Origin of the sequence: Streptomyces sp. NPDC005820 (genome assembly GCF_040630255.1) — a bacterium.
Lineage (GTDB): Bacteria > Actinomycetota > Actinomycetes > Streptomycetales > Streptomycetaceae > Streptomyces.
In genome coordinates this window covers 25404-41761 of the sequence record NZ_JBEXXE010000068.1, presented here as the reverse complement: position 1 = coordinate 41761, position 16358 = coordinate 25404, and the positions used below count along the sequence as shown (strand labels likewise).

Genomic DNA, 16358 nt, shown 5'->3' with positions numbered 1-16358 from the left:
GCGACGTCGATGACGTCCTGCGCCTCGCCCGGTTCGCCCACCCGGACCAGGGCCTCGGCGAGGTCGCCGTGCCAGCGGCCGCGCGCCGGGTCGCTCCCCCTGGACCCCGCCGTTGTCTTGCAGCTAGCCGGCCAGCCTCTTCGCTGCCGTTGCGATGCGTTCGTCCGTTGCCGTCAGGGCCACTCGTACGAAGGTGGCTCCTGCCTCGCCGTAGAAGTCGCCGGGGGCGACCAGGATGCCCCGGTCGGCCAGGTGGGCGACCGTGGTCCAGCAGGACTCGTCGCGGGTCGCCCAGAGGTACAGGCTGGCCTCGCTGTGTTCGATGCGGAAGCCGTGGGCGAGGAGGGCCTCGCGCAGGAGGGTGCGGCGGGCCGCGTAGCGGGCGCGCTGCTCCTGGACGTGGGTGTCGTCGCCGAGGGCCGCCACCACCGCCGCCTGGGTCGGGGCCGAGGTCATCATGCCGCCGTGCTTGCGGATCTCCAGCAGCGGGGCGAGGACCGCGGGGTCGCCGGCCAGGAAGGCGGCACGGTAGCCCGCGAGGTTCGAGCGCTTGGAGAGGGAGTGGACCGCGACGATGCCGTCGTACGACCCGCCGTTCACGTCCGGGTGCAGCACCGAGACGGGGTCGGCCTCCCAGCCCAGCTCGAGGTAGCACTCGTCGGAGAAGAGCAGGACGCCGTGCTCACGGGCCCAGGCGACGATCCGGGTCAGCTCCTGCTTGGAGAGGACCTTGCCGGTGGGGTTCGACGGGGAGTTCAGCCAGAGGAGCCTCAGACCGTCCGGGTCGAGCCCGGTCGGGTCGTCGTAGACCTCGTGGTCCGCGCGGGCGAGGCGGGCGCCGACCTCGTACGTCGGGTAGGCCAGGCGCGGGTACGCGACCCGGTCGCCGGGGCCGAGGCCCAGCTGGGTCGGGAGCCAGGCGACGAGTTCCTTGGAGCCGACGATCGGCAGGACGTGCCGGTGGGTGACCTCACGGGCGCCCAGCCGGCGCTCCAGCCAGCCGGTGATCGCGTCGCGCAGCGCCGGGGTGCCCCAGACGGTCGGGTAGCCCGGGGAGTCCGCCGCGTCGATCAGGGCCTTCTGGATCAGGTCGGGGACCGGGTCGACCGGGGTGCCGACCGAGAGGTCGACGATGCCGTCCGGATGCGAGGCGGCCGTCTTCTTGTACGGCTCCAGCTTGTCCCAGGGGAACGTGGGCAGGCGGTCGGAGACTGCGGACACGGTTTCTGGCTCACTTTCTCGTACGGACGGTGTCGTACGGACGGCAAACGCCTCGGTCCCGCATGGCCGGCAGAGCTCATCAGGCCGTACGGGACCGAGGCGGCACGTGTGGTGCGGGCCGCTGATGCGGTTACTCGGCCTGCGGCGGCAGCGCGGCGATGAAGGGGTGGTCGCGCTCGATCAGTCCCAGCTTGCTGGCGCCGCCGGGCGAGCCGAGCTCGTCGAAGAACTCGACGTTCGCCTTGTAGTAGTCCTTCCACTCCTCCGGAGTGTCGTCCTCGTAGAAGATCGCCTCGACCGGGCAGACCGGCTCACAGGCACCACAGTCGACGCATTCGTCCGGGTGGATGTACAAGGACCTGGAGCCCTCGTAGATGCAGTCGACCGGGCACTCCTCGATGCACGCCTTGTCCTTCACGTCGACACAAGGCTGCGCGATGACGTAGGTCACGCTGTCGTTCCTCCTCGATAGGGCGCTGGCGGGCCTCCTCAGGCCCTGCCGCCTGGCGCGCGGGAGCGCGGCGTCGTCGATGCCCGCCCCTAGTATCTCCGTTCTTGGGCATGATCCGAACAGGAGGGGTGAACCGACCAGTGGAAATCTCGGCCTACGGACGCCTCGAGGTCCGTATCACCGCTGCTGACGTGGGCAAACGCGTCTCCGTACGGCGGTTGAGCGACGCTGGAGTCACGGAGGGGAAATTCACCGACACGGTGGGTGTTCTCACATCATGGGACAAGGGTGTGCTCGTGATCACACGGAAGAGTGGGGAGGCCGTCCGGATTGACGAGTCCTCGCTGGTCGCCGGGAAGGTCGTGCCTGCCGCCCCGGCCCGCCGCCGGGGTCCCGCCGCGACGTACGAGGAGCTCGCCCGGGTCGCCTCGCGGGCCTGGCGGCCGGTGGAGAGCGAGCGGCTCGGCGCCTGGGAGCTGCGGGCCGCCTCCGGCTTCACCCGCCGCGCGAACTCCGTGCTGCCGCTCGGCGACCCCGGCCTGCCGCTCGACGGGGCCCTGGACGCCGTACGACGCTGGTACGGCGAGCGCGGCCTGCCCGCCTATGTACAGACGGCGACGGGCGCCGAGGGGGCCCAGGAGCTGCTCTGCGCGGAACTGGAGCGGCGCGGGTGGGTGCGCGAGGTGACCGCCGGGCTGTGGACCGGGGCGCTGGCGCCGGTCGCCGACCGGGCGGACGCTGAGGGTGTGGTGCTGGGCAGGGAGGCCGACGAGGCGTGGCTGGCCCGGTATCAGCGCAAGGGGGTGAGCGAGGTGGCTCTCCGTGTGCTCGGGAGCGGACCGTCGGTGTGGTTCGCCTCGATACCCGGTCCGGTCGGCGGTGCGCCCGCCGCGATCGGGCGGTGTGTCGTGGACGGGCGGTGGGCCGGGTTCGGCGCCGTCGAGGTCGATCCCGCACAGCGCCGCAGGGGTCTCGCCACAGTCGTGATGGCCGCGCTGGCCCGGCGGGCCCTGGACGAGGGCGCCTCGGCCGCCTGGCTGCAGGTGGAGGAGGAGAACGCGGGGGCGCGGGCGCTGTACGCCGGGATGGGGTTCTCGGCGCATCACGCCTACCACCACTACCGGGAGCCGTCGTGAGCGCGTACGACCCCGCGGAGGTGCGGCGGCTCTTCGCCGAGGAGGCGCGGGCCGAGCGGCCCGACCTGGCGGCGCTGTGTCTGCTGGTGGGCGCGGCGGCGGACCCGGAACTGGGCGAGGCCGGGGTGGACGCCGCGCAGATGGAACTCGACCGGCTGGCCGGCGAGGTGCCGTACCGGCCGGGCGGGCCGCGGGCGTGGGCGCTGGCGCTGGCGGAGCTGCTGGGCGGGCGGTACGGGTTCCGGGGCTCCGGAGCGGACTATCAGCGCCTGGAGTCCTCGTTGCTGCACCAGGTGCTGCTGCGGCGGCGGGGGCTGCCGATCCTGCTGTCGGTGGTGTGGGTGGAGGTCGCGCGGCGGGCGGGGGCGCCGGTGCACGGGGTCGCGCTGCCGGGGCACTTCGTGGTGGGGTTCGGGCCGCCGGAGGATCTCGAACGGCAGGTGCTGGTCGATCCGTTCGACGGGGGGCGGGTGCTGTCGGGCGGCGACGCGGAGCTGCTGGTGGCCGGGGCGGGCGCGGCGCGGCTGGAGCCGTCGATGCTGGTGCCGGCGGAGCCGTTGTCGGTGGTGATGCGGATCCTGAACAACATCCGGTCTTGGGCGGCGGCGCGGCCGGAGCGGTCTGATGTGGGGTTGTGGGCGGTGGAGTTGTCGTTGCTGGTGCCGTCGCATCCGGCTCGGTTGCGGTACGAGAAGGGTCATCTGCTCGTGCAGCGGGGGGACTTCATCGGGGGTGCGGTGGAGTTGGAGGAGTACGCGTCGTTGGTGGAGGTGGTGGATGAGCCTGCGGCTGCGAAGGTGCGGAGGGAGGCGCATGCGGCGCGCTCCATGTTGAACTGACGGTTGTGTGGCGGGTGCGGGTGCGTCGTGGCTGGTCGCGCAGTTCCCCGCGCCCCTGGGTGGGCTCCCCTTGCGCTTCTTTCAAAGCCAACCCTTCTCCCTCGCTATCCGTACCGCCTCCGCCCTGTTTCTCGCCGCCAGTTTCTGGATCGCCGTCGAGAGGTAGTTGCGGACCGTTCCCTGGGACAGGTGGAGTTCCGCGGCCAGTTCGGCGTTCGTCGAGCCGTCGGCCGCCGCGCGGAGGATCTCCCTCTCGCGGTCCGTCAGGGGGTTGGCGCCCTCCGCCAGGGCCGCTGCCGCCAGGGTCGGGTCGATGACCCGCTCGCCCGCGAGTACCTTCCGTACCGCCTGGGCGAGTTGGGCCGCCGGGGCGTCCTTCACCAGGAAGGCGTCGGCGCCCGCCTCCATGGCGCTGCGGAGGTAGCCGGGGCGGCCGAAGGTCGTGAGGACGACCAACTTCAGGCGCGGGAACTCCTGGTGGAGCCGGGCCGCCGCCTCGATGCCGGTGCAGCCCGGCATCTCGATGTCGAGGAGGGCCACGTCGATGTCGTGGGCGCGGGCGGCCGCGAGGACCTCGTCGCCGCGGGCCACCTGGGCGACCACCTCGATGTCGTCCTCCAGGCCGAGGAGGGCCGCCAGTGCCTCGCGGACCATCGACTGGTCCTCCGCCAGGAGGACCTTGATCGTGCCGTCACTCATGGGCGGGATCCTACGTCCGCGGCGGTGCCCGCCGGGACGCGGGCGGTCAGTCGGAAGCCGTGCTTGACCCGGCCCGCCTCCAGGGTGCCGCCCGCCTTCTCCAGGCGCTCGGTGAGGCCGGTGAGGCCGTTGCCGGGGCCCTTGCCGGAGCCGCCGGAGCCGTCGTCCTCGACGGAGAGTTCGAGGCGGGGGCCGTCGAGGGTCTGGCGGCGGACGACGTCCACCGTGCAGCGGGTGGCGCCGCTGTGCCGTACGACGTTGGTGACGGCCTCGCGCAGGGCCCAGGCGAGGGCGGACTCGCTCTCCTCGGGGACGCCGTCGAGGTCGGGTTCGGCGGGGGTCACGGCGGTGATGCCGGCCGCCGTCAGCGCGACCTGGGTGCCGGCGAGTTCGGCGGCGAGGCGGGGGCGCCGGTAGCCGGTGACGGCCTCCCGGACGTCGACCAGGGCCTGGCGGCTGACCTGTTCGATGTCGGCGACCTGCTGGGCCGCCTTCTCGGGGTGGTCGGGGAGCATCCGGCCGGCCAGCTCGCTCTTGAGGGTGATCAGGGAGAGGGAGTGGCCGAGGAGATCGTGCAGATCGCGGGCCAGGCGCAACCGCTCCTCGTTGGCGGCCAGTTGGGCGACGGTGGCGCGCGCCTTGCGCAACTCGACCGTCGTACGGACCAGTTGGCTCACGCCCGTCATCGCGAAGCCGATGAGGAGGACCAGGACCAGGAGGTTGGCGGCCTCCCCGATGTCGGTGCGCAGGCCGACGAGCATGAGCAACGCGCCCGTGCCGGGGATCGCCCAGAACGCCGTCCGCAGCGGCAGGGCGGTGCCGCTGGCCACGGAGACGTAGCAGAACAGGCCCAGCCAGGCGGAGCCGAGGGTGAGGGACAGGACGACGGCGAGCACGGCCATCGCGCCGATGAGGCCCTGGACGAGCCTCGACGGGTAGGGCGTCGCCCCCATGTCGCGGAAGAGGAGCGAGAGATAGACGGTGACGAACACCGCGAGGCCCGTCCAGCCGGCGACCGTGCCGGCGGTGGTGTGCCGGCCGGAGAGCAGGTCGTGCACCGGTGAGCTCAGGAACACCAGCCAGACGCCGATCCACAGCACCTTGCGCCGCCACAGCTCGCGGCGGGTGCGGGCCGCCTGGCCCAGCAGGATCGGCGGGCCCTGCCGGGCTTCCTTCGACAGCAGGTCGTCCGTCATGGCGCTCACGCCTTCAGCGTGTCCTTCCGGTACAGCCAGGCCGCGCCGCCCGTGAACAGGGCGAAGAAGACGGCCAGGATGGCGATGTCCTTGGCGTGCGGGGCCTGGCTCTGTTCGATCGCCTGCCCCAGGGCAGCGTACGCGTGCGTGGGCACCCACTTGGCCATGTCCTGCAGCCACTGCGGGAAGGTCGTCGTCGGCATCCACAGGCCGCCGAGGATGGACAGCCCGAAGTAGGTGATCATCGTGATCGGGCGGACCGCGTCCCCGCTCGCGAGGTAGCCGATCGCGACGCCGAGGGCGGCGAAGACGAGGCTGCCGGCCCAGATCGAGCCCGTGAGCGCGAGCCACTGCCAGGCGTCCAGCCGTACGCCCTTCACGGCGGCGGCGACGGCGAAGACGACGACGATCGAGGGGAGGCTCACGACGGCCGCGCTCGCGGTCTTCGCCAGGACGTATCCGCGGCCCGGCAGCGTGGTCAGCCGCAGCTGGCGCACCCAGCCGCTCTCGCGCTCCTTGGCGATGCGCTCGCTGTTGCCCATCAGGACGGCCGTGAGGGCGCCGAAGGAGGCCATCGACACCATCATGTACGTCGGGAGGGTCAGGCCCGTGCCGTCGACCTTGGTGGTGGCGTCGGCGCTGCCCGCGATCAGCAGGAACAGCACCGACGGGTAGATCACCGAGAAGAACAGGAACTTGCGGTTGCGCAGGGCGCGGGCGAGCTCCAGCTTGATCAGGCTGTTCACTTGGTCTTCGCCTCCTCGGCGGCGGTGATGGCGACGAATGCCTGCTCCAGACCGAGCCCGGCGACTTCGAGGTTGCGGGGGTAGACGCCGAGGCCGTAGAGCGCGTGGACGGTGGCGTCGGCGTCGGAGGACTGGATGCGGACCGTCTGGCCGGAGACGTCGAACGTGGTCAGGAAGGGCAGAGCGCGCAGCGCGGTCTCGTCGATCTCGCCCTCGAGGTCGAAGGAGACCCGGCGGGCGCCCGCCTTCGCCTTGATCTCGGCGGCGGTGCCGTCGGCGAGCAGCCGGCCCCGGTGCAGGACCAGGACGCGGTCGGCGATCGCGTCGGCCTCTTCCAGGTAGTGCGTGGCGAACAGGACGGTCCGCCCCTGGTCCGCCTGCTCGCGCATGGTGGCCCAGAAGCCCTGGCGGGTGGTGACGTCCATGCCGGTGGTGGGCTCGTCCAGGACGATCAGATCGCTGTCGCCGGCCGTGGCGAGCGCGAAGCGGACGCGCTGGGCCTGGCCGCCGGAGAGCTTGTTGACCTTACGGGAGGCGATCTGGGCGATGCCGGCCCGGGCGAGTACGTCGGAGGCCTTGTACGGCTTGGGGTGCAGGGCGCAGGCGAGGCCGACCAGTTCGCCGACGGTGACCTCGTCCATCAGGCCGCCGCTCTGCAGCATGGCCCCGACCCGCCCGGCGACGATCGCCTCGCGCGGGCTGGTGCCGAAGACGGTGACCTTGCCGCCGTCGGCCTGCTTGAGGCCGAGCAGCAGGTCGAGGGTGGTGGACTTGCCGGCCCCGTTGGGCCCGAGCAGCGCCACGGTCTCCCCCGGGTGCAGCTCCAGGGTCAGCCCGTCCACGGCGCGTACCTCGCCGTAGGCCTTGCTCACCCGGTCGAAGCCGACCGCGGGTGCCGTCGTCTGCCCGGGGGGTGCTGTCTTCGTCGTCATGACAGCGATCGTCGCCCGAGGGGGCCGGTCGGGGGCAGTGTCGGGCGTCCTCAGTGCCGCATGACAGATGTCATGGCTGTCATGACTGTCATGCGGCGCTGGGGGCGGATCAGCTCGGGTTCGTGTCGATGACCGCGATCCGGTCCGTGGTGCTCTTGAGGGCCGGGCGCAGGGCGCCGATGACGTCCTGGACGGTGACGGCCGTCTTCTGGCCGGTGCCGCGGGTGATCAGGACGTCGTTGAAGGTGCCGCCGTACAGCTCCTTCAGGGCCTCCTGGTTGTAGGCCTCCACCAGCTTGCCGTCGACGGCCTTGACGCCGAGGAACTTCCACAGGGAGTTCTTCGGGCTGAACTCGATGCCCGGGGCGCCGCCCTTGACCTGGATCTTGACGTTTCCGGACATCGCCGGTTCGGCGAACTCCTTCATCATCCGGTCGACCTCGGCGTCGGTGATCGTCGGCTGCTTGGCCGTGGTCGGGACGGTCACCGCAGTGGTGGAGCCGGTCTCCACCTGGGCGCGGTACCCGGCGACGACGGCCGCCTCGGCCTTCGCCGCGTCGATGCCCTTGCCCGCCTTGCCGTAGACGGCGACGGCCTTGCCCGACTCGAACTTGATGGTGCCGTCGGTGGACGAACCGGAGCCGCCCGCCGCGCTCTGCAGCGCCGCCTGGAGCTTCTCCTCGTCGACCGGCATCTCGGGCTCGATCTCACGGTGCTGCCCGAACAGCGAGCCGATCACCGAGACCGGGTTGTAGTCGCTCTTCGCGGCGTCGTCGAGGGTGGCCTGGATGTCGAACTGGAGGCCTGCCTGGTCCGGCTTGAGGGAGACGGTGTCGCCGTCGACGGACAGCTTCAGCGCCTGCGCGGCCCGCTTGTCGAAGGCGTCGTCGAGCTTCTTGGCGGCCTCGTCGCGGGTGCTGCCGCCGATGTCGACGCCGAGCACGGTGGTGCCCTTGGGCACGTCGGAGTGGCTCATCAGCAGTCCGGCGCCGTAGACGCCGACACCGCCGAGGACCAGGACGCCGCCGAGCAGGACCAGCTTGCTGCGGCCCTTCTTCTTTTTCTTCTTGGAGCTGTTCTTGGAGCTGTTCTTGGAGCTGTTCTTGGAGTCGGACGCGTTCTGCGCGGCCGCGGCGGCCGGCTTGGGCGCGTTCTTCGCCCCCGGTCCGCCGCCCTGCGTACCGCCGGGGCCGCTCTGGCCGGCGGAGGGCACGACCGGGATGCCGCTGGTGACGGTGTGCCCGGAGACGTTGTCGGCGGGACGGCCGTAGCCGCCCGTGCCCGGCCCGGGGGCCTGGATCTGCGGGGTGAGGATCGCGGTGTCGTCACTCAGACCGCCACCGGGGAGCCGGCCCGTGGCGGGGCCGGTACCCGTGCCGGGGCCGGTACCCGTGCCGGGAGCGGCGGTACGGGGGCCGCCGCCGGGTCGGCCGTAGCCGTTGGGCGCGCCGGGGGCGCCGGGGATACCGGGGGCGCCGATGGCCGGGCCGGCCGCGTTCTGGGCCACGGGGGGCACCATCGGGCCGTCGCCGGTGACCGGGCCGCCGGTCGGGCCGGTGGGACCCTGCGGGCCGCCGAGGCCGTGCGGGCCGGAGGGGCCGTCGGGGCCGTTGAAGTCGTGCCGGCTGCCGGGACCGGGGCCGGCGCCCTGGCCGTTCGCCCCGGGGAAGCCCTGCTGGTCGCCGCGGCCGTTGTCGGAGAAGTACGGCAGCTCGTCGCGGCGCGCCTCGGCACCGCCGCCGCCCGGCCCCGCGGTCTGTCCGCGACCCTGGCCCGGAGCCTGCCCCTGACCTTGACCCTGACCCTGCGCCGGGCCCCGGCCCTGCCCCTGTGCCTGTGCCTGTCCGGGCCGGGAGTTGCCGAGCGGGCCCGCGGCCAGCGCCTCGGTCACGTCGAAGGAACCGGTGCCGCCGCCGTGCCCGGGAGCCACCGGACCGCCGGTGGCGCCACCGGGGAGCCCGGCGCCGTTGGTGCCGCCCGGCCTGGCGCCGAGCGGTGCGCTCATGGAACCGACCACGCCACCGGGCCGCCCGCCGACGGGTCGCCCGGCACCGGGGCGCGCGCCACCCACCGAAGCACCCGGCGTACCCGGCGCACCCGCGCCCGACGCACCCGAAGTGCCGGAAGCGCCCGCACCTGCGGCGGAACCGCCCGGAATGCCCGCCCCGTTGGTCGCTCCGCCGCCCTGACCGCCCTTGGCGGGCCCGGACTTGCGCGGGGCGAACCAGTCGCTGGCCTTCTCCTCCGTACCGGAGGCGGGTTCGGCGGGCGCCGCGAAGCTGCCCGTGTCGGACCCGGAGGCCCCGGCGGAACCGGCCGAGCCGGAGGACCCCATGGCCCGGGTGGAGCCGCTGGAGCCGGTGGAGCCGGTGGAGTTGCCGGCACCGGCCGCGGGCCCCGGCTGTGCGCCGGTGTTGGTGTCGTCGACCTCGGAGTCGGCGACGGGCTTGCGCACGACGACCGGCGGAATGGGCCGGGAACCGGGGATGTTGATCCGGATCCGCGTCGTCAGCGTGGTCTCGGTCTTGCGTTCCTCCGGCTGGGCGGCCGAACGGCCCGCGTCCGCACCGCCGTCGGACACCACGGGGATGCCGTACGGCGGCGTACCCGAGGGGTACGCGGCCCCGCCGCGCCCGTTGGGCCCGGAGGACGGACTGTCAGTTTCACGACTCAAGGCAGGTTCTCCAGTTTGGCTCCGCCGCCCGCCACGACCTCACGGGCAGCTCGGCGGCGCGCACCACCATACTGGCCGCTTCTGGCGCGTATCCCACGACCGCCGCTGAAAACCCACACGGGACTCGCACGGCCGCGCCCTGCGAAGTGGTACGTCACTTGCCAAGTCGGACGTCGAAGCCGTCCGGTTGCCGCCCCAGCCCAAGGGTGGCGCAGATCACAGCCAGAGCCATACCGCCGAGCAGGAAGAGGTAGGAGCCGCCTCCCGCGCCGAACAGGAAGTCGCCTTCGGAACGGCCCGCGGTGCACACGATCACGGAGATCATCCAGCCGGCGGCCGGCGCGACCGCCCCGGCGCGGCTGTTCGCGGCCCGGGCGCCGCCGAGGAAGAGCCCGGCCGCGCCGGCGAGCGCGAGCAGCAGTCCGCCGGGGAACCAGCCGGCCTGTACGAGCGCACCGGCGAGGCCGGTGACCGCTCCGAGGACGAGAAGTCCGAGGTAGGCGGCGATCCGTCCGACGGAGGGCCGCTGGAGGGGCTGGGCGAGCATCGAACCGGGACCGGACATCAGGCGACTCCCTCGATCCCGACCTCGACTCCGGCGAAGAGGTCGGTCTCCCTGCTCTGCACCTGCTCTCCGGGCCCTCCTCGCACCAACTCGTAGTACTCGGTGGTGAAGAGGGGCTGGGCCAGCTCGTTGGAGAGGGCGAAGTGGCGCTCGCCGGGGGCGACCTCGATCTGGGTGGCGTGCGCGCGCATCGCGGCGGCTTTCGCACTCGCATACGCCGTACCGTCGATGGCGGTGGTGATCCGCTCGTCGTCGACGACACCGGGTACGTCGCCGACGGCGGCGCTCTTACTGAAGGGCAGCGTCGGCAGCTCCTCCCGGAGCCGGTCGAAGGCGGCCTCGACGACGGAGCGCGGAACGCGGTTGTAATAGACCTTGGGGACACTCCAGCCGGCTCCACCCCCGGCCCCGGCCGCGAAGTCGACAGCCCGCAGGGCGACGCGGTGGGCCTGGATGTGATCGGGGTGGCCGTAGCCGCCGTTGTCGTCATAGGCGACGACGACATGGGGACGCACCTCGAGGATCACCTCGGCGAGCGCGGCGGCGGCCTCGTCGACACTCGCCTGCCAGAAGCACGCGGGGTCGTCATTGTCGGCGATCCCCATCATCCCGGAGTCGCCGTACCGCCCGACACCGCCGAGCAGCCTGAAGTCACCGACACCGAGCGCGGCCATGGCATCGGTGAGCTCCCGCAGCCGGTGCTCACCGAGGGCGGAACCGGTCAGATGCCGCAGGTGGGGCGGAATGACCTCCCCCCGCTCCCCGAGCGTGCAGGTCACCAACGTCACCCGGGCACCCTCGGCCGCGTACCGGGCCATGGTCGCGCCGTTGTTGATCGACTCGTCGTCCGGATGCGCGTGCACCAGGAGCAGACGCCGAGCGGGCATTTCCGTCATGGAGCCAGCCTACGAGGCGACAGCCGCCACACGGTCACCTCCCCGCCCGCCTGTCACCCCTCGCCGTCGAGCACGTGTGCGATGGCCAACGCGATCCGCTCGATGTGCTCGATCCGGTCGATGATCGAAGGCTTCACCCAGGTCACGATCGAACTCGGGAAGCCGGGCAAGCGCGATGTCGTCCCGGATCCGCCTGGCTTACGGATGCGGATGCGGGGAAGGCGCGGGTTGTAACAGCGAAGGTCGAGCTCCGGTCAACCACGCACCGGAGCCCCCTCGTCGGCACGCGTCAGAACTTGATGCTGCCGATCATGCTCGCCACGCTCGTCGTCAGATCGTTGATCGTCCCCGCCATCGTCGAGGAGGCAAGGTAGAAGCCGAGCAGCATGCAGACGACCGCATGACCGCCCTTCAGTCCTGACTTCTTGATCAACAAGAAGACGATGATCGCCAGCAGCACCACCGCCGAAATCGAGAGTGCCACGGCGGCTCACCTCCAAGAACCCGGGAACGTGGGGGCAGGAACAGAACGAGGGAACTTGTAAATCCATACAACTGCCAGCAGGTTCATACCCACAGTGCGCTAGTGATCATAACTACGAGTACGTGCGCATCTCTCGGCGCACAGCCGCACAAGGGGGCGCATGGCCAATATGGTCGGGGGATGACGACCGAGTCCGACTCCTTCCCCCGCCGGCACGCCCGCACCCAGCGTTTCACGCTCGGCGCGCCGCGTTCGTTCACGGTGGCCCCCGACGGCTCCCGGGTCGCGTTCCTGCGCTCCGGCTCCGGTGCGGATCGCGCGGGCGCCCTGTGGGTCCTCGATCCCACGGACGGTGCGGAGCGGTCGGCCGCCGATCCGCGTGCCCTGCTCGGGGGTGCCGAGGAGGACCTCTCGCCCGAGGAGCGGGCGCGTCGGGAGCGCAGTCGCGAGGGCGGTGCCGGGATCGTCGGCTACGCCACCGACGACGCCGTTGAGCTGGCCTCTTTCGCGTTGTCGGGGCGGCTTTTCACGGCCGAGCTGAGGGCCGGTACGGCGCGCGAGATCCGGGTGCCGGGGCCGGTGGTCGATCCCCGTCCGTCCCCCGACGGGCGACTCGTCGCGTATGTCGCCGGGGGTGCGCTGCGGGTGGTGAGCGCCGAGGGCGAACCCGACCGGGCCGTCGCGGAGCCGGAATCCGGCACGGTTTCCTATGGATTGGCCGAGTTCATCGCGGCCGAGGAGATGGGGCGTTCGCGGGGTTTCTGGTGGGCTCCGGAGTCGGACCGGCTGCTGGTGGCGCGGGTGGACGACACGCCGGTGGAGCGGTGGTGGATCTCAGATCCCGCACAGCCGAAACGTGACCCACAACACGTGCCGTATCCAGCTGCTGGGACGGCCAACGCCGAGGTCCGGCTGTTCGTGTTCGGGCTGGACGGGGTGCGCACGGAGGTCGTCTGGGACCGGGCCAGGTATCCGTATCTGGCCCGAGTGCACTGGTCAGGGGCGGGTGCTCCGCTGCTTCTCGTCCAGGCGCGCGATCAGCGCAGTCAGCTGTACCTGGCGGTGGACACCGAGTCCGGGGCGACCCGGATGGTGCATGCCGACGAAGATCCGATTTGGCTGGATCTTTTCCCCGGCGTCCCGTGCTGGAGCCCCTCGGGGCAGTTGGTCCGGATCGCCGACGAGGGCGGCGCCCGGGTCCTCGCGGTCGGGGAAAGGCCGCTGACCGGAGCGCAGTTGCACGTGCGGGCGGTGCTGGACGTCACGGCCGACGACGTGCTCGTCTCGGCGTCCGCCGGGGAGGGGGCGGAGCGCCCGGAAATCGGCGAGGTGCATGTCTATCGCGTCAATGAGCTCGGGGTCGAGCGCCTCTCCCCGGAGCCCGGCGTGCACTCTGCCGTGCGCGCCGGGGGCGTGACCGTGCTGGTGTCCGCGGGGCTGGATCGGCCCGGGAGCGTGGTGCGGATCCTGCGGGACGGGAAGCCGGCGGCGACTGTCCGGTCGTATGCGGAAGATCCCGGTCTGTCCCCGCGCGTGACCCTCACCGAGGGGGGCGCACGGCGGATCCCGTGCGCCGTGCTTATGCCTACGGACTACCCCAGTGACACCTCGCAACCCTCCGCGCCCCTGCTGCCCGTCCTCCTCGACCCCTACGGCGGCCCGCACGGCCCTCGGGTCGTCTCCGCCCACAACGCGCATCTGACCTCGCAGTGGTTCGCCGACCAGGGCTTCGCGGTGGTCGTCGCCGACGGACGGGGCACCCCGGGCCGCTCCCCCGGCTGGGAGAAGGCGGTCCACCACGACTTCACCGTCAGCCTCGACGACCAGATCGAGGCGCTCCAGGATCTGGCGAAGTCCCACCCCCTGGATCTGACCCGGGTGGCGATCCGCGGCTGGTCCTACGGCGGCTGGCTGGCCGGGCTCGCGGTGCTGCGCCGCCCGGACGTCTTCCACGCGGGCATCGCGGGCGCCCCGGTCACCGACTGGCGGCTGTACGACACCCATTACACCGAGCGCTATCTCGGCGACCCGGCGGCGAACCCGGAGGCGTACGCGAAGAGTTCGCTCGTCACCGACGCGGGGCTGTCCGCGCCCGCCGAGCCGCACCGGCCGCTGATGATCGTGCACGGTCTCGCCGACGACAACGTGGTCGTCGCGCACGCCCTGCGGCTGTCCTCCGCGCTGCTCGCGGCGGGCCGGCCGCACGAGGTGCTGCCGCTGTCCGGCGTCACGCACATGACCCCGCAGGAACAGGTCGCGGAGAATCTGCTGCTGCTCCAGGTGGACTTCCTGAAGCGCTCGCTGGGACTCGGCTAGACAAGGCAACGGGCCGGGATGACATGGCGCATCCCGGCCCGTTTACGGCACCCGCACGGCCGTACGCTGTTCAGACTGACGCGTCCGTATATCGGAATCGGGTCGGCCAAGTTGCCTGCGTGTTAACGCAGTTACGGTACAAATGTGCGGCTATGGGCGGGGGTCCCCATGATCGACCCCTGCGAAGTGGCAGGCGGAGGCGTGTGCGGCGGGCCCGCCGAGGTCCCTCAGGGGCTCCGGGACGGCGAGCACCGGCACCTCCTGGGCGCACCGCTCCCGCGCCTTCCAGCAGCGGGTGCGGAAGCGGCAGCCGGAGGGCACGTCCGTCGGGGACGGGACGTCACCGGTGAGGATGATCCGCTCGCGCCCCGCACGGGCCTCCGGGTCCGGGACCGGGACCGCCGACAGCAGCGCCTGGGTGTAGGGGTGCGTCGGACGGTCGTAGATCTGCTCGTCGGAGCCGATCTCCACGATCCGGCCGAGGTACATCACCCCGACCCGGTCCGAGATGTGCCGGACGACCGACAGGTCGTGGGCGATGAAGAGGTACGACAGCTCGAACTCGCTCTGCAGCCGGTCGAGGAGGTTGACGACCTGGGCCTGCACCGAGACGTCCAGCGCGGACACCGGTTCGTCGGCGACGATCACCTCGGGGCGCAGGGCGAGACCGCGCGCGATGCCGATGCGCTGGCGCTGGCCGCCGGAGAACTGGTGGGGGTAGCGGTGGATGTGCTCCGGGTTGAGGCCGACCACGTCGAGCAGCTCCCGGACCCGGCGGCGCCGGTCGCCCTTGGGGGCGGCCTCGGGGTGGATCTCGTACGGCTCCCCGACGATGTCACCGACCGTCATCCGCGGGTTGAGGGAGGTGTACGGGTCCTGGAACACCATCTGGATGTTGCGGCGGACGGCCTTCAGGGCGCGCCCGGAGAGCCGGGTGATGTCCTCGCCCTTGTAGCGGATCCGGCCGCGTGTCGGGCGCTCGAGGCTCACCAGCAGCTTGGCCACCGTGGACTTGCCGCAGCCGGACTCGCCGACGATGCCGAGGGTTTCGCCCTTCCCGAGCGTGAAGTCGACGCCGTCGACGGCCTTCACCGAGCCGACCCGCTTCTTGAACAGGACGCCCCGGGTGAGCGGGTAGTGCTTGTACAGCCCGCTCACTTGGAGAATCGGCTCAGTCATGCAGGCACTCCCTCCAGAAGTGGCAGGCGCTGCCGCGGTCCTCGTCCACCGGGTGCAGCGGCGGTACGTCGGTCCGGCAGGCGTCCCGGGCCGCCGGGCAGCGGGGGTGGAAGGCGCAGCCGGGCGGGATGTCCATGAGGTTGGGTGGCAGGCCGCTGATGGCGTGGAGCGCGTGGCCCTTGCGGTCGAGGCGGGGGATGGAGTCGAGGAGGCCCCGGGTGTACGGGTGTGCCGGGGCCTTGTAGAGGTCGTGGACGGGGGCCGACTCGACGATCCGGCCCGCGTACATCACGGCGATGCGGTCGGCGACGTCGGCGACCACGCCGAGGTCGTGGGTGATGAGGACGAGGCCCATGCGGTACTCGCGTCGGAGCTCGGCGAGGAGGTCCATGACCTGGGCCTGGACGGTGACGTCGAGGGCGGTGGTGGGCTCGTCGGCGATGATCAGGGCCGGTTCGAGGGCGAGGGCCATCGCGATCATGATGCGTTGGCGCATGCCGCCGGAGAACTGGTGCGGGTAGTCCACGACCCGCTGTTTCGCGGCCGGGATGCGGACGCGGTCCATCAGCTCCACGGCCCTGGCCCGCGCGTCCTTCCTGGACAGGCCCCGGTGGACGACGAACATCTCGCCGAGCTGGTCGCCGACGGGGACGACCGGGTTCAGGGAGGACAGGGCGTCCTGGAAGATCATCGCCATCTCGGCGCCCCGGATCCTGCGGCGCTCGTCCTCCTTCATCCTCAGCAGGTCCCGGCCCTTGAACAGCACCTCGCCGCCGGTGATCCGGCCGGGCGGCACGTCGAGGATCCCCATCACGGCCTGCGCGGTCACCGACTTCCCGGACCCGGACTCCCCGAGCACCGCGAGCGTCTCCCCCGCGTGCACGGCACAGCTGACCCCGTTGACGGCCCGGGCGACCCCGTCCCGGGTCCGGAACTCCACCCGCAGATCCCGCACTTCGAGCAGCGTCTCCCCGCGGGGCCGCGGCCCCGCCGTCTCCGCGTCTCCTGCGTCCAGCGGCATCGC

Annotated in this window: 15 protein-coding genes; 3 read left to right on the top strand and 12 right to left on the bottom strand. The window is 72.0% G+C overall.

Translation table 11 applies throughout. The features are described from left to right. Window positions 1-123: 123 nt before the first annotated feature. Together ABZ464_RS47800 and fdxA are read right to left on the bottom strand one after the other, a co-directional pair. Window positions 124-1221: a bifunctional succinyldiaminopimelate transaminase/glutamate-prephenate aminotransferase gene (locus ABZ464_RS47800; RefSeq protein ID WP_359288430.1), complete on the bottom strand. Its 1098-nt coding sequence runs from the start codon at window positions 1219-1221 to the stop codon at window positions 124-126. A 130-nt stretch (window positions 1222-1351) separates the two neighbouring features. After that, entirely contained in the window at window positions 1352-1672 is a 321-nt protein-coding gene (gene fdxA / locus ABZ464_RS47795) for a ferredoxin (protein WP_030961637.1), read from the bottom strand. A 140-nt stretch (window positions 1673-1812) separates the two neighbouring features. Between fdxA and ABZ464_RS47790 the strand changes: the two genes are divergently transcribed. Then, window positions 1813-2808, top strand: coding sequence for a GNAT family N-acetyltransferase (locus ABZ464_RS47790; RefSeq protein ID WP_359288434.1), 996 nt, complete (start codon window positions 1813-1815; stop codon window positions 2806-2808). After that, window positions 2805-3647, top strand: a complete 843-nt coding sequence (locus tag ABZ464_RS47785; protein ID WP_359288428.1) for a transglutaminase-like domain-containing protein — start codon at window positions 2805-2807, stop codon at window positions 3645-3647. The genes ABZ464_RS47790 and ABZ464_RS47785 overlap by 4 nt, the downstream gene beginning before the upstream one ends. 81 nt (window positions 3648-3728) lie before the next feature. Here ABZ464_RS47785 and ABZ464_RS47780 read toward each other — a convergent pair whose 3' ends face one another. From ABZ464_RS47780 to ABZ464_RS47745, 8 genes are all read right to left on the bottom strand, one after another. Beyond that, on the bottom strand, window positions 3729-4346 hold the full coding sequence (locus tag ABZ464_RS47780) for a response regulator transcription factor (RefSeq protein WP_359288426.1): 618 nt from the start codon (window positions 4344-4346) through the stop codon (window positions 3729-3731). Beyond that, entirely contained in the window at window positions 4343-5542 is a 1200-nt protein-coding gene (locus ABZ464_RS47775; protein ID WP_359288432.1) for a histidine kinase, read from the bottom strand. The genes ABZ464_RS47780 and ABZ464_RS47775 overlap by 4 nt, the downstream gene beginning before the upstream one ends. Window positions 5543-5547: 5 nt before the next feature. Continuing rightward, window positions 5548-6288: an ABC transporter permease gene (locus tag ABZ464_RS47770; RefSeq protein ID WP_359288424.1), complete on the bottom strand. Its 741-nt coding sequence runs from the start codon at window positions 6286-6288 to the stop codon at window positions 5548-5550. Then, complete coding sequence (locus tag ABZ464_RS47765; protein WP_359288422.1) at window positions 6285-7220, bottom strand: ABC transporter ATP-binding protein; 936 nt, start codon at window positions 7218-7220, stop codon at window positions 6285-6287. Before ABZ464_RS47765 ends, ABZ464_RS47770 begins: the two co-directional genes overlap by 4 nt. 109 nt (window positions 7221-7329) lie before the next feature. Continuing rightward, the gene (locus tag ABZ464_RS47760) at window positions 7330-9894 is read right to left on the bottom strand and encodes a hypothetical protein (RefSeq protein WP_359288420.1); all 2565 of its coding nucleotides are present in this window, start codon (window positions 9892-9894) and stop codon (window positions 7330-7332) included. Between the two features lie 154 nt (window positions 9895-10048). Further along, a complete protein-coding gene (locus ABZ464_RS47755) occupies window positions 10049-10459 on the bottom strand; it encodes a DUF6113 family protein (RefSeq protein ID WP_359288418.1) in 411 nt (136 codons plus the stop codon). Next, on the bottom strand, window positions 10459-11355 hold the full coding sequence (gene mshB / locus ABZ464_RS47750; RefSeq protein ID WP_359288416.1) for an N-acetyl-1-D-myo-inositol-2-amino-2-deoxy-alpha-D-glucopyranoside deacetylase: 897 nt from the start codon (window positions 11353-11355) through the stop codon (window positions 10459-10461). Before mshB ends, ABZ464_RS47755 begins: the two co-directional genes overlap by 1 nt. A gap of 289 nt (window positions 11356-11644) precedes the next feature. After that, window positions 11645-11839 carry a hypothetical protein gene (locus ABZ464_RS47745; RefSeq protein WP_055635483.1) on the bottom strand — a complete coding sequence of 65 codons (195 nt, stop codon included), beginning with the start codon at window positions 11837-11839 and terminating at the stop codon, window positions 11645-11647. Window positions 11840-12019: 180 nt separating this feature from the next. On the opposite strand from ABZ464_RS47745, the gene ABZ464_RS47740 reads away from it, so the two are divergent. Then, window positions 12020-14155, top strand: a complete 2136-nt coding sequence (locus ABZ464_RS47740) for a prolyl oligopeptidase family serine peptidase (protein ID WP_359288414.1) — start codon at window positions 12020-12022, stop codon at window positions 14153-14155. A 150-nt stretch (window positions 14156-14305) separates the two neighbouring features. Here the strand turns inward: ABZ464_RS47740 and ABZ464_RS47735 are convergent, their stop codons facing one another. Continuing rightward, entirely contained in the window at window positions 14306-15334 is a 1029-nt protein-coding gene (locus ABZ464_RS47735; protein WP_359288411.1) for a dipeptide ABC transporter ATP-binding protein, read from the bottom strand. Further along, window positions 15327-16355, bottom strand: a complete 1029-nt coding sequence (locus tag ABZ464_RS47730) for an ABC transporter ATP-binding protein (protein ID WP_359288409.1) — start codon at window positions 16353-16355, stop codon at window positions 15327-15329. Before ABZ464_RS47730 ends, ABZ464_RS47735 begins: the two co-directional genes overlap by 8 nt. Window positions 16356-16358: the final 3 nt, after the last annotated feature.